The following is a 24,904-nucleotide window of genomic DNA, read 5'->3' on the forward strand; positions in this document are numbered from 1 at the left end:
GCGGCTTCCCTTGACCAGGGCGCAGTGTTGACCGCGGCAGCGTCGTCTACTGGGGCCGCAGTGGCGCCGGCATGCGACGTACGGGACCTCATGTCCGGGCGGCTTGCCTGCCTTGGCGGTCGAGAAAGGCTCGGCGGCAACCGGGACAGCAGAATGTGTACTCGGTGCCGTCGATGTCTGCGGTCACCGACGCCGGATTGTCGAGACGCACCATGGCTCCGCACATGGGGTCGACCGCCATCCCATCGGGCACTTCGGCGGTGCCGCGGACCGCATCGTTGATCATGTCGTTCAACGCCGAGTCGCCGACGACGCGTCCGAACGCGCCGTAACCTCCCTCCGGCACTCCGAGAACGTGCACTTCGGCGTGCGCCTGCTGGTACAACCGGTCCGGCGCCGGCGCAATGTCGGCGAACACCCGTGTGATGTGAGTAATCAGATGCTCGCTCAGCGCCTTTCGCCATGGGCCCGGGACATAGACCCGCGCCACATAGCGCGGGGGATCTGTTGGCTTGAGCGGACTCCCCCCGGCCACCCATGTGTCGACCTCGTGTACGACAACGTGGGTGATGCTTTCGAGGAACTCCAACACGCCCGGGTCGGCGCGTTCGGCGACCGGATCGCCGAATGATTCCGGGTCGTCGTAGAGCCCATGTGCCGTCAGGCCACACGCGAGTCGGTCAAGATCCTCACGGGTGTGCGAACCCTTTGGGACGAACACTTCGGTGAACATCATGTCGAGCCCTCCCATGAAATATGTGCAGTACACCTCCAGCGTAGGTGTACTTTGTATACTTTCAAGTGATGCCCCGCCCCCGGACACTGACCACGGACGCGATCTTCCGAGCTGCGCTCACTGTGCTCGATCGCGACGGCTTCTCCGGGATGTCAATGCGGGCCGTAGCCGCGGAGCTCCGTGTCAGCCCAATGGCGCTGTATCGGTATGTCGACAATCGTGAGCAGCTCGAGGAGTTGATTGTCGAACAGCTGCTGGACCCGATCGACTGCACGGTGCCGACCGGGAGGCCATGGATGCACCGGGTCGAGGTGTTGATGGACCGTCTCCGCACCGCCATCGGCGCGCACCCCGCCGCCATTCCCCTCCTCCTCTCCCACCGCCACAAATCACTCGCATCCCTGCGGTGGATCGAGTCGATGCTCACCGTGCTCAACGAAGCGGGACTCGCCGGGAAAGACAGAGCGATCGCACAACGAAGTCTCGTCAGCTACCTGCTCGGCAGCCTCAGCAGCCAGCACTCGAGCGCGCTGTCCGGACCAGGCACCGCGAGAATGGCCACGCTGTCCGACACCGAGTTTCCCCACGTCGTCGAAACCGCGCGCACGGCACAGTGCATCACGCCAGACGATGAATTCCACTTGGGGCTCGCCGCCCTGTTGCGTGGCCTCAAACCTGATTAGGGTTCGCGGTAGGAACCTTCGAAAGCTCTTGGCACGCAAGCAATTCCAGGCCCGATCTACCGACACTCGCTGGGCTCGAACCTGATCGTGGCAGCAGCCGCCATGGACGTGGGTGCCACCGGCCAGGTCGACGGCGGTAGCTGATCCGACCGGGCAGATGCCGACATCGCCCTAGCGACCCCTGGAATAAAATTCGTGCCCAGTCAACTTGGCTCGAGAGTCGTCATTCCCCCGACTCAGGAGCACCCATGACCCGTCCTGTTCGTGTCGCCGTGCAGATCCAGCCCGGCGGTACGCCCGACTACCGCACGTGGCGCGACGCCGTCCTGGCCGCCGACGACCTCGGTGTCGACGTGATCTTCGGTTACGACCACTTCCACCGCCCGGCGATGGAGGCGCTCGTCGACGGTAAGCCCGTCCTGTTCGACGAGCAGCCCGACGTGGCCAATTTCGAGGGCTGGACCGCGCTCGCGTCGTGGGGTGAGATCACCTCACACGCCGAGATCGGACTCCTCGTCACCGGCGTCGGGTACCGCAACCCGGACCTGCTCGCCGACATGGCGCGCACCGTCGACCACATCAGCGGCGGCCGGCTCATCCTCGGCCTCGGCGCCGGATGGTACGAAAAGGATTACACCACCTACGGTTACGACTTCGGCACCTTCGGCTCCCGCTTCGATCTGTTCGGCGAGAGCCTGATCCGCATCGAGAACCGGCTGGCTGCACTGATCCCCCCGCCCGTGCGCAAGCTGCCGATCCTCATCGGCGGCACAGGGCCCAAGCGTTCGCTGCCCGCCGTTGCCCGGCACGCCGACATCTGGCACGCGTTCCAAGAACTCGATGCGTTTCGCCGGTCCAGCGACCGCGTCGACGAGCTGGCTGCGACGTTCGGCCGCCACGGCGCGGACATCGAACGCTCGACGCTGTGGCAGAACGCCGACAGCGCCGATGCCTTCCGCGAAGCCGGCGTCACGTTGTTCCAGACCGAGCTCACCTCCGACAACGGATACGACCTCAGCTCTCTCAAGGAGGTGCTCACATGGCGAGACAACGGATGACGGCGGTCAAACACGTGTGCTTTACGGCTCCATCGGGCTGGGCGACCAAACGACTGCCGACGCGTTTGAATCGCTTGCCCGCTCCCGTCCGGACAGTCGATGAGATCGGACCGGGTCAGCACTGGCACCGCGACGGTCGAGACGTGTCCGCATTACTTGACGGTGCTCGCCGAGGAGATCCCGAACGGCGCGACCGCGTTCAAATGCTGTCCGCCGATCCGTGAGGCGTCGAATCGGGAACTGCTCTGGCAGGGCCTGCTCGACGGCACGATCGACTGCATCGTCTCGGACCACTCACCGTCGACGATCGACCTGAAGGACGTCGAGAACGGCGACTTCGGCGTTGCATGGGGCGGTGTCGCCTCGCTGCAGCTCGGCCTGTCATTGATCTGGACCGAGGCCAAGCGTCGCGGCGTGGAACTTTCGCAGGTGCTCGACTGGATGGCAGCCAAACCCGCCGAGCTCGCCGGGTTGAACACCAAGGGCAAGATCGCCCTCGGCTACGACGCCGATTTCGCGATTTTCGAGCCCGAATCTGCACAGGTCGTCGATGTGCACAAGCTGCATCACAAGAACCCGATCAGTCCGTACGACGGGCGTGCCCTCGCCGGTGTCGTGACCAGCACCTGGCTGCGTGGCAAGAAAGTCGACTTCCAGACTGCGCAAGGCCGGATGTTGCGCCGCGGCGGCGTGTAGCGCGGGCGCCGCGTGCCGGGTACGCATCGCGCACACTGGGACACGCATCCGACGCCATGGAGGAACGATTCCGGATATGAGTCCCAGCCTCGGCACCGCCGAATTCGACTTCATCATTGTGGGAGCAGGCAGTGCGGGCTGCCTGCTCGCCAATCGGTTGAGTGCCAACCCCGATCACCGTGTGCTCCTGATCGAAGCCGGCGGTAAAGACGACTGGTTCTGGATCAAGGTGCCGGTGGGCTATCTGTACACCATTGCCAACCCGCGCACCGACTGGTGTTTCACCACCGAAGCCGACCCAGGTCTGGCGGGCCGCAGCATTCTCTATGCGCGTGGCCGGGTGATCGGCGGCTGCTCGTCGATCAACGCGATGATCCACATGCGTGGACAGGCCAGCGATTACGACCTTTGGGCGCAGGCCACCGGCGACGAACGATGGCGTTGGGGCGGCTCGGACAGTCCCGGCGAGACGTTGGCGATCTACAAGGAGTTGGAAGACTACTTCGGCGGAGCCGATGATTGGCACGGCGTCGGTGGGGAGATCCGCGTGGAGCGGCCGCGAGTGCGCTGGAAGATCTTGGACGCCTGGCAGGCCGCCGCTGCCCAGGTGGGCATCGCCCCGATCGACGAATTCAACCGGGGAGACAACTCCGGCAGCGCCTACTTTCACGTCAACCAGCGACGGGGCCGGCGCTGGTCGATGGCCGATGCCTTCCTGCATCCCATCGCCCACCGCCCCAACCTCACCGTGTACACCCGGACCCAGGCAGTGCGGCTGCTGATGGACGACCAGGTCCGCGACGATCAGCGGCGCGGCGCGTGGACCACGGCCCAGCACCGCGTCACCGGCCTTCGGCTGATTAAGGACGGCCAGAGTATCGACGTCCGAGCCCGCCGGGAGGTGATCCTGAGCGCCGGAGCGATCGGATCGCCGCATCTCCTGCAGGTTTCGGGTCTCGGTCCGGCCGGCCTGCTCGCTCAACACCACGTACCCGTGGCCGTCGATCTGCCGGGAGTGGGCGAGAACCTCCAGGACCATCTGCAGCTGCGGACCGTCTACCGTGTCCAGGGCACCCGGACCGTCAACACGCTGTACCGGAACTGGATCACCCGTGGCGGCATGGGATTTCAGTACCTGACGCTGCGATCAGGACCGATGACCATGCCGCCCTCCACACTGGGGGCTTTCGCGAAAAGCGATCCGGCACTGGCCAGTCCCGATTTGGAATGGCATGTGCAGCCGTTGTCGTTGCCCAAGTTCGGCGAACCGCTACACCGTTTCGGAGCGATCACTCCGTCGGTCTGCAACCTTCGACCCAGCTCGCGCGGCCACGTGCGCATGGCAAGTGCCGATCCGCTGAACAACCCGAAGATCGCCTGCAACTATCTGTCGACTGACGCCGATCGTCGGCTGGCCGTGCGCGGCCTCCGGATGACCCGGCAGATCATGGCAGCGCCGGCGCTGGCCCCGTATAGGCCGCAAGAGTTGCTGCCCGGGCCGCAACTGGTGAACGACGAAGACCTGCAGCAGGCTGCCAGTGAACTCGGAACAACGATCTTCCACCCGGTAGGCACCTGCGCGATGGGATCCTTTGATGCACAGGGCATCCCGACGTCAGCAGCTACGGTACTCGACACCGATTGTCGCGTATACCGCGTCGCCGGCCTACGAGTGGTCGATGCCTCGGCGATGCCCACCATCACTTCCGGGAACACCAACGCACCGGTCATGCTGATCGCCGAACGCGCTGCCCGGGCGATCGTGGGCTGAATCGTCGAATACTGAATGGCCCAGGGCACCCGCCACTCGCGAACGCCCGCCATGGCCGGACCGAGCCAGAACTCAACTGGTTTCACGTCCTACGGGTTGATGGTGGGCTCACCGATCTGGCGACCCCACACATACTCGGACACCAGCGGCTGACCGAGTTCAAAATGGTTGTACGGGGCGATCGAGGCCCCGGTATCCATCACCAGATATGGGGCCGGCCACAGATCCCTGGTGACTGGCTGCCAGCAGCCGGGCCGGCCCTCGGGGCCGCCCTTGGCGTTCACCCGCGGCAGGTTGTCGGGATACACGTACGGATTGCCGGCGCCAATGAGAAAGTCCTGCAGCTCGATCGCGTAGCCGTTGCGGGTCTGCTGGGCGAACTTCGGGGCAGCCTCCGCATAGTTGCGGACAGAACACGCCAACGCCGGGCTGTTGCGGTCCAGCATCTCGCTGACCGGCAGGAGGTCTTGAGCGCCGCGCACCAGGTACGGCCCACCGCGCTCGAAGATGTCACCGCCGGTGTTACCGAATCCGACGGCCGCCACCAAGGCCTGATCGAGGTTGCCGCGCTGCTCGTTGAGCGTGCGCGCGGTGGTCACCGCGTTGGTCAGCCCGTCGAACAGATCTGGGGCAGCATCGGCATAAACCTCACCCAAATCGGCCAGACCCGCAGTGTCACGCCGGATCTGGGGCATCCGCTGGTTCAGATCCCCCAGGATCTCGTTGCCGTGCACGATCGACTGACCGAACTTGTCACCCAACCCGTCGAGGGCTTGCGCGGTGGCCGTCAACGTCTGGTTCAACTTGATCGGATCGATCTGCTCAGAGATCGCGGTGATCGTCTCGAACAAGGTGTTGAACTCCGTGGTCACCCCTTGGGCACGAATCGGCGTGCCCGGCGTCAACCGCTGCGACGACGGGTTGGGCGGCGACAGGAACGAGATGTACTTGTTGCCGAACACCGTGGTGGCCCGCAGCTCGGCGGTCACGTTCTCCGGGATCAGCTTCAGGTACTGAGGCTTGACGTCCAGGGTCAGCTTGGCCTCGAGGTCGTCATCGACATTGACCACGTCGATGGACGCCAACCGGCCGATCGGCACACCGTTGAAAGTGACCTTCGAACCCGGATCCATCGACAGACCAGCCCGCCCGGACAACACCGTCAGCTGCGTCTTGTCCTCGAAGGACCCACGGAACTGCATCCAGGTCAACGTCAATACCGCAACCAGGACGATGATCATCCCCGCGCACGCCGTCTTGTACGGCGGATCGTACCGCCAGTGCTTGAACCGCTGTCCGGACCGGGCCCGCGATGTCGCGGTGGATGAGGCCACGCACAAACCTCCGACTTGTTGACGCAGCCGGCCAGTTTGATGACCAAAGACGCAGCCAGCGGGTGAGCGAGCAGAACTCTCGCAAACAACCCGAGACGACCGCAACTGCAAGCCGCCTGATGCGGCAAACATCAAATTGCGATCGTCAGGAGACCGTCATCACAGTCAGCGACCCGAGGTAACGGGCGTAACGCGGCGAGCGACATCTCCCCGCCGCTGCTTCGCGCGGCTAAGGCCGAACACCCGCCGTCACAGTCCTGACGGCACGACCTTGCCGTCGATCGTCACCTCGACCTCATGGGTCTTCGTGTTGTAGGCGATTTGGCCGTGCTCGAACGTTTCCACGAGCAGGTCGCCGTCGGTGTTCTCATCACTGGTGGGCGCACCCAGCGGGCCTACCGAGCCGTTCTCGCCGGTGACCTCAGGCTGGCCGTCTGGGTTACGCGGGACGTTCCAGGCCTCCCTGATCTTGCCCCAGGTGATGTAGGCGGGTGTGCCCGCAGCGTCGTTCTTGGCGGTGATCACGCCGCCCTGGAACTGTTGAAATACCAAGCCACTGTCTCGGGTTCCGGCGTTGCGGTCACCGGTCAGCGGTTTGCCGAGCGCCTGCTTCTGGCTCTGGGTTGCCGAGGAGTACTTGGCCGCGATCGGACCGGTCAGCGTCACCTCGACGTCGCGCTCCCCCATCAGCTTCACCTCGCTGGGCGGAGCTTCAGTTGTAGAGGTGGCGATCAACCCGACTTGGGGCTGAGGCGACATGTCGACGTTCTGGCCATTGCTGCATCCCACAGTGAGCAGCGCGACGGCCGACAGGCCGGCGAGTGCTGTGCGGTGGTATGCGTTCGTCCTCATGAGCTCCCTCTCGCGGCGTCGCGTGGGGGGAGATTCGGCTGAACCCCGCCCGGCCGGACTATAACCGAACCACTTGAGTGGCGCAGGGGGTCGCGGCTTTTACGCCACTACGTACACGGATATTGCCCGTTGAGTAGGCAATTCGTTGGAGGCGAGTAGACGCCGGACAGCACGCCGCGCATCCCGCCGGTGGCTGAACCACCCGGCGCGATGATGCGATTCCAGTTCGCGGGCCCGAGAACATAGTGCGTGCCGTATCGGGTGAGTGTGCTACTCCATGTGTGCGATACGGATTCGCCTGGCGGCAGGTCGAATTCGAGCCGCCAGTCCGTCATCGGTACCGCGCTCGCGTTGACGATGGTGAAGCGGGCAATGAAACCGGTTTGCCATGTCGATGTCACCGACAGCCTGGCGGCGGCCGCAGCTGCATGAGCGACCGGGATGGTGGACCACCCGGACACGGCAAGCATCATCGCCGTCAGCGCTACGTGAAGCGCTGTGCTCCAGCGCTTCACGCGATTGTCGGGTCTGGCCACAGTTGCAAACAATAAAGCCGAGCCTTCGATGTCTGCCCGCGCATCGACGGTCGGCTGCGGTACCTTTGCCCAACTGAAACCATCGCGAGATTTTTACCTGGAATCGTGTCGCCCACCATCGATACCGCACAACACTGTTGGACATGACGATCGCGCAGGACGTCCAAGCTGAACGTGCGGCATTCGCGGACACGCTGATGGCGGTGGGTCCGTCGGCTAGCACCGGATGTGTTGTGGTGAGTGGACTGCGCTCGATCTTGCGGCCCACCTGGTGGGCGAAGAACGCAACGGTGGTGTGATGACTTTTGTCGCACGCTCCCTGGTTGCGCGCGGCGTCTCGGTGCCGGCCGAACCGAGACTGGTCGACACCGCAATGCGCCTCCAGCGACGCCACGGGTTTGCCGCATTGGTGAACACGTTGCGGCATCCCGTCCCGCAGCTACTGCTGCGGCCACGGGTGGCGCCACTCTCGTTGTTCGAGTACTGGACGCATCATGACAATTTGGTCCGAGTCGGCGAGCGGGGCCACGACGTGCCGGCGACTCTGGCTGAGGTCATACCGCTCGTACTGCGTTATCAGGTCAAGCAACTGCCCGCCGGTGTCCGGGTGACCATCGGTACCAACGACACCGCTAGCGATCGTCTGTCGGGCCAACGACGGGGCCGGAGGTAACACTGGCCGGATCTCTTCCGGACCTGCTCCGCTGGTTGTCAGGGCGTGTGACGGCAGACGAAATCACCACGACCGGTCCTGACCTCCCCGTGCAGGTACTCCGGGGGTTGCGAACTGTTCGGTGTGGTGTGAGTAAATGTGATCGACTGTCAGTTTCATTGAGTGTGAAGTTGTCTGAGTGGGCGCGCGAATGGTGTGCGTCCGCAGACGGCGTGCCGGTGGTTTCGTGAGGACCGGATGCCGGTGCCGGTTCGCCGCTTGGAGTCGGGGACGATCTGGGTCGATGCGCCAGAGTGTGGGCAATCCGGTCGCACGGTCGTCTATGCGCGGGTGTCCTCACATGTTCAACGGCAGGATCTGGACCGGCAGGTTGCACGGTTGGCGGACTGGGCTACCGCGCGAATGGGCACGTGGTCGGCGAGGTGGTGTGTGAGGTGGGGTCGGGCTTGAACGGCAAGCGGCCGAGGTTGCGAAGGATTTTGTCGGACCCGTCTGCTTCGGTGGTGGTCGTGGAGCATCGGGACCCGTTGGCTCGCTTGGGGGTGGAGCACCTCGAAGCGGCGTTGTCCGCCCAGGGGCGCAGGATCATCGTTGCCGATCAGGGCGAGACTGTCGATGATCTGGTGGGTGACATGATCGAGGTGCTGACCTTGATGTGTGTGCGCCTGTATGGCCGCCGCGGCGCCCGCAACCGGGCGATGCGGGCAGTGACCGCCCTCAAGCAGGCTGAGGCTGTCGAGGTGGGTGGCGGTGGCTAGGTTCGAGATTCCCCAGGGATGGACGGCGCAGGCATACCGGTTCGCCCTGGACCCCACGCAGGCGCAGGTGCGGGCGTTGGCCTCTCACGCGGGTGCGGCGCGGTTCGCGCATAATCACATACTCGCCTTGGTGAAAGCGGTGATGGATCAGCGGGCCGCTGAACGCAGCTACGGGGTGTCTGATGCTGAGTTGACGCCGGGGTTGGGATGGTCGTTGCCGGCGCTGCGCAAGGCCTGGAACCTGCGCAAGGCCTCATGCGCGCCGTGGTGGGCCGAGAACTCGAAGGAGGCCTACAACACCGGTCTGGATGGGTTGGCCCGCGGACTCGATGCCTGGTCGAAGTCCCGTAAAGGTGAGCGCACGGGTCCGGTGGTCGGGTTCCCGCGGTTCACGTCGGCCCGCAGCCCGAAGTCGGTGCGGTTCACCACCGGGGCCATTCGGGTCGAGCCCGACCGCCGCCATGTCACCCTGCCGCGACTGGGTGCGATCCGCACGCATGAATCGACCCGTAAGCTGGCCCGCCGGCTCGAGGCGGGGTCGGCGCGGATCTTGTCGGCCACCGTGCGCCAAGACTCTGCCGGGCGCTGGCACTGCGCCCTGCAGACCATTGTCGAAGCCAAGACGCGGCCGGCGCACGCACGGCGGTCGGCCCATGCGGTGGTGGGTGTCGATGTCGGGGTGAAAGCCGACAGTCTGCTGGTCATCGCCACGCCCGACGGGGTTGAAGTCGATCGTATCGGCGCGCCGAAGTCGCTGAGTGCGGCGCAATCCCGGCGGCGGGCCTTGCAGCGCCGAGCGGCCCGCCAGCACGGCCCGTATGACCCTGCTTCCAAGACCAAGCAGGTCCCTTCGAAGCGGTGGCGCAAAACCCAGGCCCGCATCGGCCGCACCCACGCCCATGCCGCGGCGGTGCGCCGCGACGTCCTGCACAAGGCCACCACCGCCCTGGCCCAACAACACCAGGTGATCGTGGTCGAAACCTTGAACGCGGCCGGCATGCGCACCAAGGGAGGCGCCCGCAAGCGGGGTTTGAATCGCGCGCTGGCTGATGCCGCTCTGGCCGAGATCAGGCGCATGCTCGGCTACAAAACTCGTTGGTACGGTAGCACTCTGGTGGCTGCTGACCGGTATTTTCCGTCGTCGAAGACCTGCACCGCCTGTGGGAGGCGAAAGTCAAACCTCACCCTGGCCGACCGAATCTTCGAATGCGACGCATGCGGTATCCGGATCGATCGTGATCTGGGTGCTGCGATCAACCTCGCCCGACTCGGCGTACCCACACCAGTTGTGGGTGAACAGGGTCCCGCCGGGAGTGGCCCGGCGGCAGGACGTGGAGCCACGCGTGAGACCGACCCCGCGAAAGCGGGCGAGGCAGCAGGCGATGAAACGTCAACCCCGCACCACCAGACGGTGCATCAGACGGGGACCGCCTCACCGCAAGGCGAGGCTGCCTAGTGAACAAGCGAACTCACATTCGCGCACCAAAAGGCAACGGTTCACCGGTCACGTGTGACCACTCGGGCCACGAAAGAGCTTGTCCCCCTGGGCATCAGGTCACTGGATGCAGCGGCGCGCCAGCGGCCCGGTACAAGTCTGATGCCGTACCCATCGCGGCTTTGACCGTGTTGTAGTAGTGCGTTCCGACCCCGCCGTGATACTTCAGCAGTTGCGGGTTCTGCGCGAGCGTGGCCGCCAGGACCGCGTCACCGCTGGTGATTCGGTACTTCTTGAACGCCTCGGTGAATCGGGCGATGAACCGGGCGATCGACTTGTTGGGATCCTGGCGTTCGGCCACGGTGCCGAAGCTGGCTTTCTCCTGGAACAGGCCGATGACCTCGTCAGCAGAGCCTCCCGGTCCCCCGTAGGCCTGCACACCGCCGGAAACGGCGGGGCGGAAGCCGGACTCGATTTTCGCAGTGGCGATGACGGTCTTGATCTGGTCGTCGCTCAACCTGGCAGCCCTGCCCTGGCTCACGATGGCCTTGACGATGTCCTGTGCGCTGGAGTCTTTGGTGACGACCACCGGTGCCGGGACGGTGGCGGCTGCGGCCGTGTGGGTGACGGTGCCGTCCGCCGGCGGTTGCTCAACCGCGATCTCGGGATGCTGATGCATCGGCGAGGTCAGCAAAGTGGCACCAGCGAGGCCAGAAGCGACGAGGACGGTGGAAACGATCTTCTTTGCGTGCTTGGGTCTTCCGAACGTCTCGATTGCCCGGTTGGCTCGCGGCATGGTCTGGCTCTCCTTGTGGGGGGGTCTGAACTTGTGGATTCGTGTGGCGGACACGAACACCCCCCGGCCAACCCGCTTCTCGGCGCGAAAAGCAGGATTGGACTGCAAGAGTTTGCTGCGCGCGTCACAGCTGCGACGACGCAGGAGCCGGCGCTACGCCGGCACGTCACAGTTGCGGCAACTGCCTCCCCGCTTTGCCACACTGTGACTTGTGTCACTCTGCCTGGTACTACGGCATAGTAGTAATTAGCCGTGCACTCTATGGCAGCATCGTCGATCTGGCAAAACGCCGGTGCGGCCGGGCTGGCTCGAGACCGGCCCTGGTCTGTGTTTCGATGCGTTGCACCTTTGCCAGACGGCCTGTTGCGCGGGTCTCCGTATCGACGGCTCAGGTGCCGCGGCGCCCGAGCGCATCCCTGAGATCCCAGCGCGCTGACGGCATCAAACGCCCAGTCGCGGTTGACAATTCGGCCTCAGATGGCGAGGTCCAATTCGGTCATTCGCACATGCACGGGGACCGATAGGCAGGTAGCAGCCGCACGCGGATCGCGCCCAACGCGACCAGCCTGGCGCACTCGGCCTCGAGTGCCTCCACGCGCTCCTGACCGATCAGTCCGGCACCCACCCACCCGCACATCGAGATGCAGCCTGTTCTTCACGACCTTGCCCTCGGGCACTCGTTGGAAGAACAGCCGCGGCCCGCTACCGGAAGGAGCCTCGCAAGCGAACATCGAACCCTGACGCTCCTGAGGCAGCGTCCGATCGAAATCCGCCCACGAGTCAAACCCCGGCGGTGGCGGCGGTATCACATACCCCAGCACCGCGCACCAGAAGCGAGCCAGCCGTTCGGGGTCTGCGCAGTCCAACGTGACTTGAAATTGTCTGACCGCGGCCATGATCCGACCATAGCCGCGGAGCGGATGAATCTGCGCCTCCGACGGCGTTCCCCGGGAAAGACAGGTCATTTCACCATGTCTTCCCGTACAGCCCTCAGGAGGAGAACGCATGAGCTTGGACAACCTTTCACGCCTTGGAAGTCCGGTCGACGAGTTGGTGCCGTCACGTTATGCGGTGCAGGTGGGCGACATCGAGGTGCTGGTGATCAGCGATGGCGTCCTGCCGATCACGGCCTCGACCCTGGCGACCAACGCTGAGCCGGCCGAGTTGGGGGGCTGGTTGGACCACAACTTCCTGCCGCCTGACGTGATCGACTGGCCGCTGAACGTGGTGGTGGTGCGCAGCGGCGAGAAGACGATCCTCGTCGACGCGGGGCTGGGCCTGGAGTTCCCGGACTTCCCGCGCGCCGGCAACACCGTCCAGCGCCTGGAGGCCGCCGGCGTCAATCTCGACGCTGTGACCGATGTGGTGCTCACCCACATGCACATGGACCACGTGGGCGGACTGATCAGCGAAGGGCTGAAGGAACGGCTGCGTCCGGACCTGCAGATCCACGCCGCGACCGCCGAGGCCGAGTTCTGGGAGTCGCCGGACTTCTCCCGCACCGTCATGCCCCAGCCGATACCCGATGTGTTGCGCAGGGTGGCCACGCAGTTCCTGGACGATTACCGGGGTCAATTGCGGACATTCGAGTCGGAGTACGAGGTGGCGCCTGGTGTGCTCATCTCGCGCACCGGTGGCCACACCCCCGGTCACAGCGTGGTCCGGCTCGAGTCCCGGGGCGACAAGCTGACGTTCGCCGGTGATGCCGTGTTCGCGCCGGGGTTCGATAACCCCGAGTGGCAGAACGGATTCGAACACGATCCCGAGGAGGCGGCCCGCGTTCGCATTCAGTTGCTGCGCGAGCTCGCCGCGACCGGAGAATCGTTGGTGGCTACCCACCTGCCGTTCCCTTCGGTCTGCCACGTGGCGACCGCCGGCGACGCATTCCGGTGTGTGCCGGCCCCCTGGGACTACTGATCGCGTGGGCGATGGGCCGGCGTTCTGTCGTTCTGCACTGAGAGCGCCGGCCTATTCGCGGCGGACGCCCTGTGCGCGTTCATTTTTGACGCGAACGACAAACCTGAACTGGATGTCGGATTTCTTCCAGCGAAGTCTCGGTTTCCCTCCGCACTGTGCGCGGAGCTGCGAGCATGGGCGATGGCGGTTCGGCAACGGCAAACGTCTAGCCGACTCGTTCGGTACCCAGGTGAAGGAGCGGCAGATGAACTGGATGATGACTTCCGAGGTACGGAGCGCACTGACGAGAACGGCCGTTGCGGCGATCGGCGGCTTGGCCGTGCTGGTCGCGGTCACCCCCGCGCATGCGGCCGCCGCTGTTGCAGCCTCGCCCCGCGTGCCGGTGGCCCTCGAACCCATCAGCCCGGATGATCCGGCGTGCGCGACCGAGGGGTGGAATCCGGCCTGTTGGGGCGGCATGTACGACCAGTCGCCCGACGATGGGATCCCTGGCGACAACGCGGCGGAGGGCGGCATACCGGCCCCTGCGATGGTGCCAAATGTCGACGGATCTCTCAGCCCTCCCGGCACCCCAGGGGCCATCTAGCCGCGAACCTACGAGTGCGCCAACGGTACATCCTTTTCTGAATACATATATGGATGTACTGTTGCCGATGTGGAGACACTCACCCAGGTGGCAGTGCTGGCCCGGTTCGGTCACGCGCTGTCGGATCAAACCCGTTCCAAGATCCTGCTGGCACTCAAGGATTCGCCGGGATATCCGGCAGACCTGGCCGAAGCGGCGGGGGTATCCCGCCAGAGCATGTCCAACCACCTCGCCTGCCTGCGCGGTTGCGGCCTGGTCGTCGCCGTTCCAGAAGGTCGGCGCACGCGCTATGAACTCGCCGACGGCAGGCTTGCCCACGCACTGAACGATCTACTGCAGGTGGTGCTCGCCGCCGAGTCCGAACATTGCCCGAACGCAGCTTCCGACGGGTGTTGCTGATGGCCTCGGACCTCGAGTACCCCGCTCCTGCCCTGACCCCGGCGCGACGCGCTCTGCTGCACGGGCGAATCCGGTGGTTTGTCGCGGCAACCATCGCCTACAACGTGATCGAGGCGATCGTCGCGATCGGCGAAGGCGCCAGGGTGTCCTCGACCGCGTTGATCGGCTTCGGCCTCGACTCCGTGATCGAAGTGTCTTCGGCCGCTGCGGTCGCCTGGCAATTCTCCGGTCCGGACCCAGAAGCCAGAGAAAAGACCGCGCTCCGGATCATCGCGGTGTCATTCTTCGCGCTGGCCGGCTACGTGACGGTCGAATCGATCCGATCACTCACCGGAGCGGCCGAGGCTCGACACTCGACAATCGGCATCGCGCTGACCGCGGCCAGCCTCATCGTCATGCCCGTGCTGTCGTGGGCCCAACGCCGAGCCGGCCGCGAACTCGGATCCCGCTCTGCTGTCGCCGACTCCAAGCAAACCCTGCTCTGCACCTACCTGTCCGCTGTGGTGCTCGCCGGCCTGGTGCTCAACAGTCTCTTCGGCTGGAGTTGGGCCGACCCGATCGCTGCACTCATCCTGGCCGGCGTTGCCGGCTACGAAGGACGCAAAGCGTGGCGTGGCCAAACCTGCTGCACCACAGCCCTTCCTGCTGCCGACGGCGGAGACGGCTGCTGCCCGAACCGCACCGAGTGATCACGCAAGGAGATGAACATGGCTGTGGCCGCACTGATTCTCTATCTGATCTTCGCCGTCTTGGGATTCGGCTGGCGTAGCTGGGTTCAGTACCGCCGTAGCGGTTCGACCGGGTTCCGCGGCATTCACGGACGGCCCGGCTCGCTGGAGTGGCTGGCCGGCGTCGGATTCATCGTGGCGGTCATCGTCGGAGTCTTCGCTCCAGCGGCGCAGTTTCTCGGAATCCTCATCCCGATCGCAGGCCTGCAGGCCGCGTGGATTCAGGCGCTCGGGACAGTGCTCGCCGTCGTAGGAGTAGCGGGCACCGTCTATGCCCAACTGGATATGGGCGAGTCTTGGCGAATCGGCGTTGACCCCAGTGAGACAACGACGTTGGTGCGCAACGGGGTATTCGGAACCGTGCGCAACCCGATCTTTACCGCCATGCTGGTCTTCGCCGGCGGCATTACCCTGATGACGCCCAACCCGATTGCGTTAGTCGGGTTCGTCGTATTGCTGGCGACGATCGAACTCCAGGTCAGGATCGTCGAGGAGCCTTACCTGCTCCGCACCCATGGTGAGTCGTACCGCGACTACTGTGCTGCCGTCGGGCGATTCGTCCCCGGCCTCGGGCGGTACGAGAGGTCCCGTTGACACCGATCAGACGTTGACCGCGAAGCCAAGGTCGACGTCGCACGCGGCCTGTCCGCCTCGTACGCCCCAGTTCTCGAGTGCGCTCTCACGCAAAACAATCGTGACGTGGTTTGCAGGGATGCCCAGCGCCTGCAGACGAGTGGTGATCTCCCGGTAGAGATTCCGCTTGGCCTCGACCGATCGACCGGCGAAGCAGTCGATCGCAACGAACGTGTACAGCTCGGGGTGAGCCAATCCGGGTGAATACGAGAAGCGATGCGGTTCATGGGATACCAATCGGACATGCTTGTCGCCGGGAGGTATCTGGAACGCGGACACCAGCGCATCGTGCACCGCATCGATGATCGCCACCTCATCGGATTCGTTGTACGGGCGCCTGACCTCGATGAGCGTGCTGGGCATCCGGGAATCGTCACACACGTGGCGGGCGGCCGTCATTCCAATTTTCAAGACGTGGGCCCCAGCCTCGAATGTGCGAGGCTGGGGCCCGGTAACTGGCTGCTACGCCTGCACCTGTCCGAGGGTGACGTCCACGGTGCGCGACGCGCCCGACGAGTCCTCAAAAGTCAGCGTCACGGTGTCCCCCGGCGCCTTGGAACGCACCGCGGCGACCAGGGCATCGGGACTGTCGATCACCTTGTCGTCGAGCTTGGTGATCACCGCACCCTCGTTCAGGCCGGCGACTGCCGCCGGACCACCCCTGACCACGCCGGCGACCGTTGCGCCATTGGTGTCGTTGCCGGAGAGCTGAACACCCAGCGAGGCGTGTTGGACGGTGCCGGTCGAAACCAGTTCGTCGGCAATACGTTTGGCCTGATCCACCGGAATGGCGAAGCCCAGACCGATCGATCCGGCCGGCCCGCTACCCGGCGAACTTTGGCCACCACCCAGCGAGGCGATTGCGGAGTTGACCCCGATCAGGTCTCCGTTCATGTCGACGAGCGCACCGCCGGAGTTGCCCGGGTTGATCGCCGCATCGGTCTGGATGGCGCTCATCACCGATTGCTGGCCGCTCTGGCCGCCGCCGGTGGTGACCGGGCGATCCAGGGCGCTGATGATGCCCGTCGTCACCGTCCCCTGCAGACCCAGCGGCGAGCCGATCGCGACGACGTTCTGGCCGACCTTCAAGTCCTTCGAAGAACCGATCGTGATCGGGGTGAGCCCAGAGACGTTCTGTGCCTTCACCACCGCAATGTCGTCGGCGGGGTCGGTGCCGATCACGGAGAACGGCACCGTACGTCCGTCGGACATCGTCACGGTCGCCTCAATCGCGCCGCCGGCCCGTCCGGATCTGTCGGCCGACGGTCCGTCGGGTGAGTACGGGTCGCCGCCGGGGAACAGGCCGCGCGGCAAGCCGGGGAACGGGCCATCGGGTGACATCTGGGTGGCAAGCGGCCCCTGATCGCCGGTGCCGCGCGCCGCGGAGGCCACAACGTGGTTGTTGGTGAGGATGAGGCCGTCCTCGGTCAGGACGATGCCGGAGCCTTCCTCACGCCCTTGCCCGGTTTCGATCTGCAGTTTGACCACGCTGGGCAGCACTTTGGCCGAGACCTGTTCGACCGATCCGGCCGGCGCCGAACCCTTCGGCTGCACCGGAACAGCCCCTGGGGCGGGCAACGGCTTGCCGATGCGGTCGGGCGCCGACGCCTGGGCCACCGGACTCGGCGGTCCGGCATGGTCCACCACAGCGATCGCTGCGACCGCACCCGTCGCCATGGCGACCGCGGCGGTGCCGGCGACGAGCACGCCGACGCGCGACTTCTTCTTCGGTTGCGACGCTTCCTGAGTGACGGGCGTATCGAACTTCTGGGTCATCTCGGGATGCAGCCCTTAGGGCGGATACGGCTGCTGATAACCCTTCCGGCTCCACGGGCTCGGATCCGGCTGACCTGTGGCCTGTTTCGCTTCCCACCCCTGGTTGCTATTCGATGATGACAATCCCGGCCACTGATTCATTGCGCTTGCTTCTTTCGTTGCGACACCGACATTTATGCGCCGTGCCGGCGCCTATGTAGATGCTGCAGTCCGGTACTGAGGGTTAGCTGAGAGTGAGCTCGGTGCGGCCCAAGACTTTGCCGGGCTGCGCGTGGCCGCGGTCACAGCGCGCAGCCGCGAACCCGAAAGCGCCACTGCGGCAGGAACGTCGCCAGCCGAGCGGCGAATGTGCGCATCAGCCCAATGGATTGAGCACCAAGGTGCACAGCCTTGGCAGGTTCCTCAGGGGGATCCAGACCATCACCTGGCGGCAGGTTCCGGTGGCCTGGCCGATCGGCCCACCACAGACCGGCCACGCTCCCAGGCCTTGAGTCTGCAATACGTTGCGGGCCACGCGAATCTGCTCTTCGCGACTCGCCGCAGCAGGCGATCCGGTTCCTCCGTGGGAGGCCCACGTGGCAGGAGTGAACTGCAGCCCTCCGTAGAAGCCGTTGCCGGTGTCAGCTGCCCAGTTCCCGCCCGATTCACATTGCGCCATCGCATCCCAGTTCGGCTCTGCGCCGGCGTTCGGAACAGTCAGGAGGGTCTGGGCCAAGGTGAATGCACCGATGAACCCGAACACGGTGACGACCCTGCGCACGCGCATGTCGATCCCTTCATGGCGGCGGGCACTGCCCGTGCCCGCCGGTAATGGCGGGGCGAAAGACTATTTGCAGCCCATCGTGATGCAGAGTTTACCAATGAGGTGAAAGTAAAATAGCCGTGCTAGAGAGTCTAATTATCCTCTTTGAGTTTATTTAATAGTTATGCGCTTTCTGTGGCCAGTGAGGTAGGCGAGATCCCGCGGCCGAATCGCCCATCGGCACAGGTCAGTACCCCACTTGTCGCATCTCGGTCCGGCCGGCGGCACACGGCACCGCTCTCATAAATTCAGGGCCTACCGCTGTGGCGATTTACAACTGCCGTGAATTCAGATTCTGAAGAGACGGTAGTGAAAGAAATGAATTCTGATGCAAATGTGACAGCTGTGAGAGATGTGGTTTTTGTTACAGAACGTTGCCCACCACTGCCGCCGGGCGCAAGCGAGCGATGATGCCGTCGAGGTCGCGCTGGAACATCTCGGGACGGAACACGTGTCCCCCGGGCACCTCGTGTGCCTCAAACGGGATCCCGGCCCGGCCGAGCAGGTCACGGAACTCGCGTTGGCCGGCGAGCACCTGCGTCTCGTTCACGCTGTCGAACCAGTTGAGCGGATCGGGACTGGTACCGGCGACAAGGAAGATCCGTTTGTTGCGGTAGCTGTCGATCCTCTCGACCGGATTGTCGGCACTGACCCTGGCCTGGTCCCAGAAGGGCGCGCCGTAGACCGTCCCGCCGCCCAGATCCAGAACGGCCGAGGTGATGTTCGCCCAGTGCACCACGAGGCCGAAATCGCGGCGCAGACTCGCCGGCCCGGAGTGGGCGCTGACCGATGCGAAATGGCCGTAGTACTTGGCGGTGTATTTCAGCGCACCAAAACCGCCCATCGAGAAACCGCCGACCGCACGGCCGTCGTACTCGGCGTACGTCCGGAAGTTCGCTTCGATCCACGGCAGCAGCTGGGCGATGTGGAACGTCTCCCAATTGCGCGGCCCGACAAAGGACGTGACCGGGTTGGAGTACCAACCAGCGTGCCCGCCGTCGGGCATCACCACGATGATCGGCTTGCCGGCCGTCCAGCTGCGGATTCCCAGAAAGTCGAACTGACGGAAGTCGTCGGCACCGCCGTGGAACATGTACAGCACCGGGTAGGTGCGGCCGCTGGTGTGATAGTCGTCGGGAAGCAGAACGTTGACGCCGGGGTTCCAGCCGACGGCGGCGGTCTGGAATCGGTAGTACCACAGGCGAGGATCACTCTCGTTGCGGTCGACGATCCGCAGACCGAAGCCGTCACTGCGACCGCTGAATATGACCAGCGTCTGCCCTGGTTTGAGGTGACCCGGATCGGGGATGTCGTTGACCGCGGCGATCGGCGGATAGAACAAGGCATCACCGTAGAAGCGTGATGCCAACGCCGACAACGTATCTCCCGGCGCAACCGTGTAACGCTTGAGTTCGGGGACGATGAGCCGTTGCCCGGGATTGAGGCCGGCGCCCTCGCCGATTCCGTTGGCGGCCGCGATCAAGCGGGCCAGATCGGGCTGTCCGTAGAAGCGGGACGCCACCGCCGACAACGTTTCCCCGGGGGCCGCAGTGAGACGCGCATAGTCTGGGAAGACCAGCTGCTGTCCGACGTTGACGACGTCCGAATCGGGAATTGCGCTGGCCGCAGCGATCAGCCGATACAGTTCGGCATCCCCGTAGAACCGCAACGCCAATGCCGACAGCGACTCCCCCGCCACGACCGTGTGAATCCTGACCATAGGTCCCCTCCTTCAGTTGCAACGAGCCCTGGTTGACAAGTCCGATTGCCCTGATCTTCTTCGAGTCTAGGCGTGAAACGGTTGACTTCTAAGGCATTTCGGACGTTCGACACGTACGCTGCCCACGTGTACGTCGATGCGATGACCGTTCCGCAACCGCTGGCAAAAGTCGGTGAGCTTGCCCGCAGCGCCCAGTCCGCCGGATTCTCCGGGCTCCTGCTCACCGAGACGGGCCGCACCGCGTATCTGAACGCGGCGGTGGCTTCTCAGGCCGCTCCCGGCCTGGAGCTCTCGACCGGTGTCGCCGTCGCGTTTCCACGCAGCCCGTTCATCACCGCGGCGTCAGCCTGGGAACTCCAGGAAGCAACCGGAGGCAGGTTCCGGCTCGGTATCGGCACCCAGGTCCGTACCCACATGGTCCGGCGCTACGGGATGCCCTTCGAACACCCCGGACCGCGCCTGCGCGACTACGTGCTGGCCGTGAAGGCGTGTTTCACGGCTTTCCGAACCGGAACCCTCGATCATCACGGCGACTTCTACAACCTCGACTTCATCACGCCCCAGTGGAGTCCCGGCCCGATCGATGCGCCCGATCCCAAAGTGGACATCGCGGCCGTGAATCCGTGGATGCTGCGCATGGCGGGCGAGGTGGCCGACGGGGTGCACATCCACCCGATCGGCGAGCCGGGCTACATCGCTCGCCACGTAATGCCCAATATTGCCGCTGGAGCGGCCAGGGCGGGCCGCGCCCCTGCCGACATCGCCAAGATCGTGCCGGTCATGACGATCGTCGGCGACACGGACGAAGAACGCGCCCACGAGCGCGAGTTGGTGCGGGCCAGCATGAGTTTCTACGGGAGTACGCCGAACTACGCGTTCATCTGGGACGAGGCCGGCTTCGACGGCACCACGGCCCGGCTGCGGGAGAAACAGAAAGCCGGTGACATCGCAGGCATGGCCGCACAGATCACCGACGACCACATCGCCGCGTTCGCCACCGAATCGACGTGGGACGGATTGGCTGAGGCGCTGATCGACAAATACGCCGGGATCGCCACCCGGCTGGTGCTCTACAACGCGCTGGGCGGCGCCGAACGCTTCGAACGCTACGGCGAGATCGCGAAACGGCTGTCGACGAGGTGAAGCGCACATTACCCGCGCTGTAGCATTCTGCTACGCTGGTTTCAGACTGCTACAACGGAGGTCTGTCATGACCGAAACCGCAGATCGGGTTACCCGGTTCGCCGCTGATCTCATGGATAGCGCGGCCGCCGAAGGCGCGCGTCAGAGCCGGTCAGCCAAACAGCAGCTCGACCATTGGGCTCGCGTGGGCCGGGCGGTGTCGAGCCAACACAGTGCGGCACGCCGCAAGGTGGAGTCCGCGTTGGCAGGCGATCTGCCCCTGCGCGATTTGACGACCGAGGAAGGCACGGTTTTCGACGCCGAGATCGCCGCCTCCATCGAGGAAAGCCTGGCGCGCGCTGACTATGGCAAAACGCTGGCCGGACGCGGGATCACCACGGTGGCGCTCGACGCAAACGGCGAGATCGTGCAGTACCGCCCCGACGGCAGCACTGCGGTGCTGGCACACAAAGCGTGATCGTGGCCGGCACTGACGTGGGCCGTATCACCGCGCGGTGAAACGCCTCGATCTCGTCGTCGGCTGCAACGGTGCCGGCAAGTCCACCTTCGTCGAGCTCACCCTCTCGCCTCTGCTGCCCGGCAGCCCGTTCGTCAACGCAGACGAAATCGCCAAGCGGCGTTGGCCCGAAGACCCGGCCCCGCACTCATATGAAGCGGCATTGGTCGCGGCCGAAACCCGAGCCAAACTCATCGAACTCGGTGAGTCGTTCATCGCCGAGACCGTGTTCTCCCACCCCTCCAAACTCGACCTCATCGACATGGCACACCGTGCCGGCTACACGGTGGTCCTGCACTGCATCCTCATCCCCGAAGAACTTGCCGTGCAGCGCGTGCGCCACCGGGTTTCAGCGGGCGGCCACGACGTACCCGAGGCCAAGATCCGGGAACGGTACCAACGACTTTGGGATCTGGTCGCCGTCGCCGCGATGCGTGCGGATGCCGCGACGTTCTACGACAACAGCACCATCCGAGGCCCCCGCATCGCCGCCCAGATAGCGGGCGGGTACGTCGTCGGGTCGCCCAACTGGCCGAAATGGGCAGCGGCGGTGCTCATTTCACATTGGACCGAGTAACCGCCGGTGGTCACTCGCCTCAATCCAGGTCGAACCGGTCGTTGTTCATCACCTTGACCCACGCCGCCGCGAAATCTTCCACGAACTTGGCCTTGTTGTCTTCCTGTGCGTAGACCTCGGCGATGGCACGCAGAACCGAATTCGAGCCGAACACAAGGTCGTTGGCGGTGGCCGTCCACCGCGTTGCCCCCGTCGCGCGATCCCGCCCCTCGTAGACGTTCTCAGCCGTCTCGGACGCCTTCCACTCGGTACTCATGTCCAACAGGTTGACGAAGAAGTCGTTGGACAATGTGCCGGGTCGCGCAGTGAACACACCGTGCTTGCCACCACCGTGGTTGGCGCCCAGTGCGCGCAGGCCGCCGATCAGGACGGTCAGCTCCGGTGCGGTCAGGTTCAGGAAGTACGTCTTGTCCACCAACAGCTGCTCGAGGGGCGCCTTCTCACCTGTACGCACATAGTTGCGGAATCCGTCGGCCCGTGGTTCCAGCACCGCGAACGAATCCACATCCGTGTTCTCCTGCGACGCATCGGTGCGGCCCGGCACGAAGTGCACCTTGATCTCGTATCCTCCGTCTTTGGCCGCCTTTTCGATCGCTGCCGAGCCGCCCAGAACGATGAGATCGGCCAACGAGACCTGCTTGCCGCCGGAGGCCGACGCGTTGAATTCCTGCTGGATCCGCTCCAGCACCGGCAACACCTTGTCGAGCTCGGACGGTTCGTTGACCTCCCAATCGCGTTGCGGCTGCAGGCGCAAGCGCCCACCGTTGGCACCGCCGCGTTTGTCGGTGCCACGGAAGCTTGCCGCCGCGGACCACGCCGTCTTGACCAACTGCTGCACCGACAAGCCGGAGTCGAGCAGTCGGCCTTTGAGCGTCGCGATGTCCTGCTCATCGATCAGCGGATGGTCGACATCGGGCACGGGGTCCTGCCACAGCTGAGGCTCGGGAATCCACGGGCCGAGATAGCGGCTGATCGGTCCCATGTCGCGATGCAACAGCTTGAACCAGGCTTTCGCGAATGCCTCGTTGAGTTCCTCGGGGTGCTCGAGCCAGCGCTGGGTGATCGGGCCGTAGATCGGATCCACCCGCATCGAGATGTCGGTGACGAGCATGGTGGGCTTGCGGGGCGGCCCGCCGAACGGGTCCGGGATGATGGCATCGGCGTCTTTGGCCTCGAATTGCCAAGCCGCGCCCGGGCTCTGGGTCAACTCCCACTCATGGCCGTAGAGGATCTCCAGATAGCTGTTGCTCCATTTCGTCGGCGTCGTGGTCCACACGACCTCCAGTCCGCTGGTGATGGTGTCTCCGGCCTTGCCCGAACCGAACGCACACTTCCAGCCCAGGCCCTGCTGCTCGATGGGTGCGGCCTCGGGTTCAGGTCCGACCAGATCGCCGGAACCGGCGCCGTGGGTCTTTCCGAGGGTGTGACCACCGACGATGAGCGCGGCGGTCTCTTCGTCATTCATCGCCATCCGGCCGAACGTCTCGCGGATATCGTGCGCCGCGGCCAGCGGATCCGGCTTGCCTTCGGGGCCTTCCGGATTCACATAGATCAAGCCCATCGTGGTGGCACCGAACGGGTTGGACAGCTTGCGGTCGCTTTCGTTGGTGCCGCCATAGCGCTGGTCGGTGCCCAGCCAGGTGTCCTCCTGACCCCACAGGATCTCCTCGGGCTCCCAGATGTCCTGGCGGCCGAACGCGAACCCAAAGGTTTTGAAACCCGCGGACTCCAGCGCGACGTTGCCGGCGAACACGATCAGGTCAGCCCAGGAGATCTTGTTGCCGTACTTCTGTTTGACCGGCCAGAGCAGCCGGCGCGCTTTGTCCAGGCTGACATTGTCCGGCCAGCTGTTGATCGGGGCGAACCGTTGCGCACCCTGGCCCCCGCCGCCGCGGCCGTCGAAGATCCGGTAGGTGCCGGCAGCGTGCCAGCTCATCCGGATGAACAGGCCGGCGTAGCTGCCGTAATCGGCAGGCCACCAGTCCTGCGAATCCGTCATCAACTCGAGCATGTCGGCGCGCAGCGCCTCGACATCGAGCTTCTGGAATTCCTTGGCATAGTCGAAACCCGCGCCCAGCGGGTTCCCCTCGGCGGGTTGCTTGTGCAGTCTGCTGACATCGACTTGGTCGGGCCACCAGTCGCGGTTGGTCAGCGGTGCGTGGGCCTTGGGTTTGGGCGACTCGATGACCGGGTTCTCGGACTCGCTGTGGCTGTGGGTTTCGGTGTCGGCCTCAGGAGGGCGGGCATCGGAGGTATCGGAGCTGTTCGGGGGCATTGCGTTGCCTTTCATCTGTCGGTGACGGGGCTGCCATCAGGAACTTCGAGATCGTGCACAGTCGCGGCACTGGCCCCAGTAGATGACCTCGGCTTCATCGATCGCGAAACCGTTGTCGTCGGATGCGGTCAGGCAAGGAGCGGCGCCGACCGCGCAATCGACATCGGCGATCACGCCGCATGACCGGCACACGACGTGGTGGTGGTTGTCGTCGACCCGCGTCTCGTAGCGGGCCACCGAGCCGGTCGGTTGGATCCGGCGTACCAGCCCGGCCGCGGTCAACGCGTTCAAGGCGTCGTACACGGTTTGGTGGGATACATCGGGCAGGTGAACGCGCACGGCCCGGATGACCAGATCGGTCTCGGCGTGCGGATGCTCCTTCACCGCATTGAGCACCGCCAGCCGGGGGCGGGTGATCCGGAGCCCGGCCGAACGCAACATGCCTGTGAAGTCGAGGCCTTCAGCCATCACCTCGAGTGTGGCGACAAACCTGGAAGGTATCAAGGTTTCGATATCGAAGCCCC

At 64.8% G+C, this 24,904-nt stretch carries 26 protein-coding genes and 2 pseudogenes; 16 read left to right on the top strand and 12 right to left on the bottom strand.

Features of this window, described 5'->3' with window-relative positions; all coding sequences use genetic code 11:
- Nucleotides 1-88: 88 nt before the first annotated feature.
- On the bottom strand, nt 89-751 hold the full coding sequence (locus tag E0T84_RS03885) for a YHS domain protein (RefSeq protein ID WP_138743799.1): 663 nt from the start codon (nt 749-751) through the stop codon (nt 89-91).
- A 53-nt stretch (nt 752-804) separates the two neighbouring features.
- Between E0T84_RS03885 and E0T84_RS03890 the strand changes: the two genes are divergently transcribed.
- The 4 genes and pseudogenes from E0T84_RS03890 to E0T84_RS03905 all read left to right on the top strand — a co-directional run bounded on the left by E0T84_RS03890 (nt 805) and on the right by E0T84_RS03905 (nt 4,944).
- Nucleotides 805-1,419, top strand: a complete 615-nt coding sequence (locus E0T84_RS03890; protein WP_138743800.1) for a TetR/AcrR family transcriptional regulator — start codon at nt 805-807, stop codon at nt 1,417-1,419.
- 248 nt (nt 1,420-1,667) lie between these two features.
- Entirely contained in the window at nt 1,668-2,477 is an 810-nt protein-coding gene (locus E0T84_RS03895; RefSeq protein WP_070185415.1) for an LLM class F420-dependent oxidoreductase, read from the top strand.
- A gap of 129 nt (nt 2,478-2,606) precedes the next feature.
- Nucleotides 2,607-3,173, top strand: a pseudogene (locus E0T84_RS03900) (amidohydrolase family protein); the annotation flags it as partial.
- 76 nt (nt 3,174-3,249) lie between these two features.
- A complete protein-coding gene (locus E0T84_RS03905) occupies nt 3,250-4,944 on the top strand; it encodes a GMC family oxidoreductase (RefSeq protein ID WP_138743801.1) in 1,695 nt (564 codons plus the stop codon).
- A gap of 89 nt (nt 4,945-5,033) precedes the next feature.
- On the opposite strand, the gene E0T84_RS03910 is transcribed toward E0T84_RS03905, so the two are convergent.
- The 3 genes from E0T84_RS03910 to E0T84_RS03920 form a co-directional block, all read right to left on the bottom strand.
- The gene (locus tag E0T84_RS03910) at nt 5,034-6,185 is read right to left on the bottom strand and encodes an MCE family protein (protein WP_138743863.1); all 1,152 of its coding nucleotides are present in this window, start codon (nt 6,183-6,185) and stop codon (nt 5,034-5,036) included.
- 342 nt (nt 6,186-6,527) lie between these two features.
- Complete coding sequence (locus E0T84_RS03915; protein WP_138743802.1) at nt 6,528-7,130, bottom strand: LGFP repeat-containing protein; 603 nt, start codon at nt 7,128-7,130, stop codon at nt 6,528-6,530.
- 107 nt (nt 7,131-7,237) lie between these two features.
- Complete coding sequence (locus tag E0T84_RS03920; protein WP_249383565.1) at nt 7,238-7,666, bottom strand: cellulose-binding domain-containing protein; 429 nt, start codon at nt 7,664-7,666, stop codon at nt 7,238-7,240.
- A 143-nt stretch (nt 7,667-7,809) separates the two neighbouring features.
- On the opposite strand from E0T84_RS03920, the gene E0T84_RS31775 reads away from it, so the two are divergent.
- The 4 genes and pseudogenes from E0T84_RS31775 to tnpB all read left to right on the top strand — a co-directional run bounded on the left by E0T84_RS31775 (nt 7,810) and on the right by tnpB (nt 10,553).
- Nucleotides 7,810-7,965: a hypothetical protein gene (locus E0T84_RS31775; RefSeq protein WP_171054895.1), complete on the top strand. Its 156-nt coding sequence runs from the start codon at nt 7,810-7,812 to the stop codon at nt 7,963-7,965.
- Nucleotides 7,965-8,339 carry a hypothetical protein gene (locus E0T84_RS03925; RefSeq protein WP_138743804.1) on the top strand — a complete coding sequence of 125 codons (375 nt, stop codon included), beginning with the start codon at nt 7,965-7,967 and terminating at the stop codon, nt 8,337-8,339. The genes E0T84_RS31775 and E0T84_RS03925 overlap by 1 nt, the downstream gene beginning before the upstream one ends.
- 164 nt (nt 8,340-8,503) lie before the next feature.
- Nucleotides 8,504-9,097, top strand: a pseudogene (locus E0T84_RS03930) (IS607 family transposase).
- Nucleotides 9,090-10,553: an IS607 family element RNA-guided endonuclease TnpB gene (tnpB, locus tag E0T84_RS03935; protein ID WP_138743805.1), complete on the top strand. Its 1,464-nt coding sequence runs from the start codon at nt 9,090-9,092 to the stop codon at nt 10,551-10,553. The pseudogene E0T84_RS03930 and the gene tnpB overlap by 8 nt, the downstream one beginning before the upstream one ends.
- A gap of 94 nt (nt 10,554-10,647) precedes the next feature.
- Here the strand turns inward: tnpB and E0T84_RS03940 are convergent, their stop codons facing one another.
- A complete protein-coding gene (locus E0T84_RS03940; protein WP_138743806.1) occupies nt 10,648-11,328 on the bottom strand; it encodes a hypothetical protein in 681 nt (226 codons plus the stop codon).
- 473 nt (nt 11,329-11,801) lie between these two features.
- Nucleotides 11,802-12,335, bottom strand: coding sequence for a VOC family protein (locus E0T84_RS03945; RefSeq protein ID WP_371725691.1), 534 nt, complete (start codon nt 12,333-12,335; stop codon nt 11,802-11,804).
- Between E0T84_RS03945 and E0T84_RS03950 the strand changes: the two genes are divergently transcribed.
- The 5 genes from E0T84_RS03950 to E0T84_RS03970 all read left to right on the top strand — a co-directional run bounded on the left by E0T84_RS03950 (nt 12,334) and on the right by E0T84_RS03970 (nt 15,552).
- The gene (locus E0T84_RS03950; RefSeq protein WP_070185612.1) at nt 12,334-13,245 is read left to right on the top strand and encodes an MBL fold metallo-hydrolase; all 912 of its coding nucleotides are present in this window, start codon (nt 12,334-12,336) and stop codon (nt 13,243-13,245) included. The two genes, E0T84_RS03945 and E0T84_RS03950, sit on opposite strands and share 2 nt — an antisense overlap.
- Nucleotides 13,246-13,489: 244 nt before the next feature.
- Nucleotides 13,490-13,831: a hypothetical protein gene (locus tag E0T84_RS03955; protein ID WP_138743807.1), complete on the top strand. Its 342-nt coding sequence runs from the start codon at nt 13,490-13,492 to the stop codon at nt 13,829-13,831.
- Nucleotides 13,832-13,900: 69 nt separating this feature from the next.
- Nucleotides 13,901-14,230 (top strand): helix-turn-helix transcriptional regulator, encoded by a 330-nt coding sequence (locus E0T84_RS03960; RefSeq protein WP_070185610.1) that lies wholly within the window; start codon nt 13,901-13,903, stop codon nt 14,228-14,230.
- A complete protein-coding gene (locus E0T84_RS03965; RefSeq protein ID WP_070185622.1) occupies nt 14,230-14,919 on the top strand; it encodes a cation transporter in 690 nt (229 codons plus the stop codon). Before E0T84_RS03960 ends, E0T84_RS03965 begins: the two co-directional genes overlap by 1 nt.
- A gap of 18 nt (nt 14,920-14,937) precedes the next feature.
- Nucleotides 14,938-15,552: an isoprenylcysteine carboxylmethyltransferase family protein gene (locus tag E0T84_RS03970; protein ID WP_138743808.1), complete on the top strand. Its 615-nt coding sequence runs from the start codon at nt 14,938-14,940 to the stop codon at nt 15,550-15,552.
- Between the two features lie 6 nt (nt 15,553-15,558).
- Here E0T84_RS03970 and E0T84_RS03975 read toward each other — a convergent pair whose 3' ends face one another.
- The 4 genes from E0T84_RS03975 to E0T84_RS03990 form a co-directional block, all read right to left on the bottom strand.
- The gene (locus E0T84_RS03975; RefSeq protein WP_138743809.1) at nt 15,559-15,954 is read right to left on the bottom strand and encodes a tautomerase family protein; all 396 of its coding nucleotides are present in this window, start codon (nt 15,952-15,954) and stop codon (nt 15,559-15,561) included.
- A 99-nt stretch (nt 15,955-16,053) separates the two neighbouring features.
- The gene (locus tag E0T84_RS03980) at nt 16,054-17,268 is read right to left on the bottom strand and encodes a S1C family serine protease (protein ID WP_249383570.1); all 1,215 of its coding nucleotides are present in this window, start codon (nt 17,266-17,268) and stop codon (nt 16,054-16,056) included.
- 454 nt (nt 17,269-17,722) lie between these two features.
- Nucleotides 17,723-18,133, bottom strand: a complete 411-nt coding sequence (locus E0T84_RS03985; protein WP_070185609.1) for a transglycosylase family protein — start codon at nt 18,131-18,133, stop codon at nt 17,723-17,725.
- A 400-nt stretch (nt 18,134-18,533) separates the two neighbouring features.
- A complete protein-coding gene (locus tag E0T84_RS03990; protein ID WP_138743811.1) occupies nt 18,534-19,889 on the bottom strand; it encodes an alpha/beta hydrolase-fold protein in 1,356 nt (451 codons plus the stop codon).
- 126 nt (nt 19,890-20,015) lie between these two features.
- On the opposite strand from E0T84_RS03990, the gene E0T84_RS03995 reads away from it, so the two are divergent.
- The 3 genes from E0T84_RS03995 (at nt 20,016) to E0T84_RS04005 (ending at nt 22,105) form a co-directional block, all read left to right on the top strand.
- Nucleotides 20,016-21,032: a TIGR03617 family F420-dependent LLM class oxidoreductase gene (locus E0T84_RS03995; RefSeq protein WP_138743812.1), complete on the top strand. Its 1,017-nt coding sequence runs from the start codon at nt 20,016-20,018 to the stop codon at nt 21,030-21,032.
- Between the two features lie 67 nt (nt 21,033-21,099).
- On the top strand, nt 21,100-21,489 hold the full coding sequence (locus tag E0T84_RS04000; protein WP_070185606.1) for a hypothetical protein: 390 nt from the start codon (nt 21,100-21,102) through the stop codon (nt 21,487-21,489).
- 37 nt (nt 21,490-21,526) lie between these two features.
- Nucleotides 21,527-22,105, top strand: coding sequence for a zeta toxin family protein (locus E0T84_RS04005; protein WP_138743813.1), 579 nt, complete (start codon nt 21,527-21,529; stop codon nt 22,103-22,105).
- Nucleotides 22,106-22,124: 19 nt separating this feature from the next.
- On the opposite strand, the gene katG is transcribed toward E0T84_RS04005, so the two are convergent.
- Together katG and E0T84_RS04015 are read right to left on the bottom strand one after the other, a co-directional pair.
- Complete coding sequence (gene katG, locus E0T84_RS04010) at nt 22,125-24,380, bottom strand: catalase/peroxidase HPI (RefSeq protein ID WP_138743814.1); 2,256 nt, start codon at nt 24,378-24,380, stop codon at nt 22,125-22,127.
- Between the two features lie 36 nt (nt 24,381-24,416).
- Nucleotides 24,417-24,848 (bottom strand): Fur family transcriptional regulator, encoded by a 432-nt coding sequence (locus tag E0T84_RS04015; RefSeq protein WP_138743815.1) that lies wholly within the window; start codon nt 24,846-24,848, stop codon nt 24,417-24,419.
- Nucleotides 24,849-24,904: the final 56 nt, after the last annotated feature.

Source organism: Mycobacterium sp. DBP42, from assembly GCF_005924235.1.
GTDB lineage: Bacteria > Actinomycetota > Actinomycetes > Mycobacteriales > Mycobacteriaceae > Mycobacterium > Mycobacterium syngnathidarum.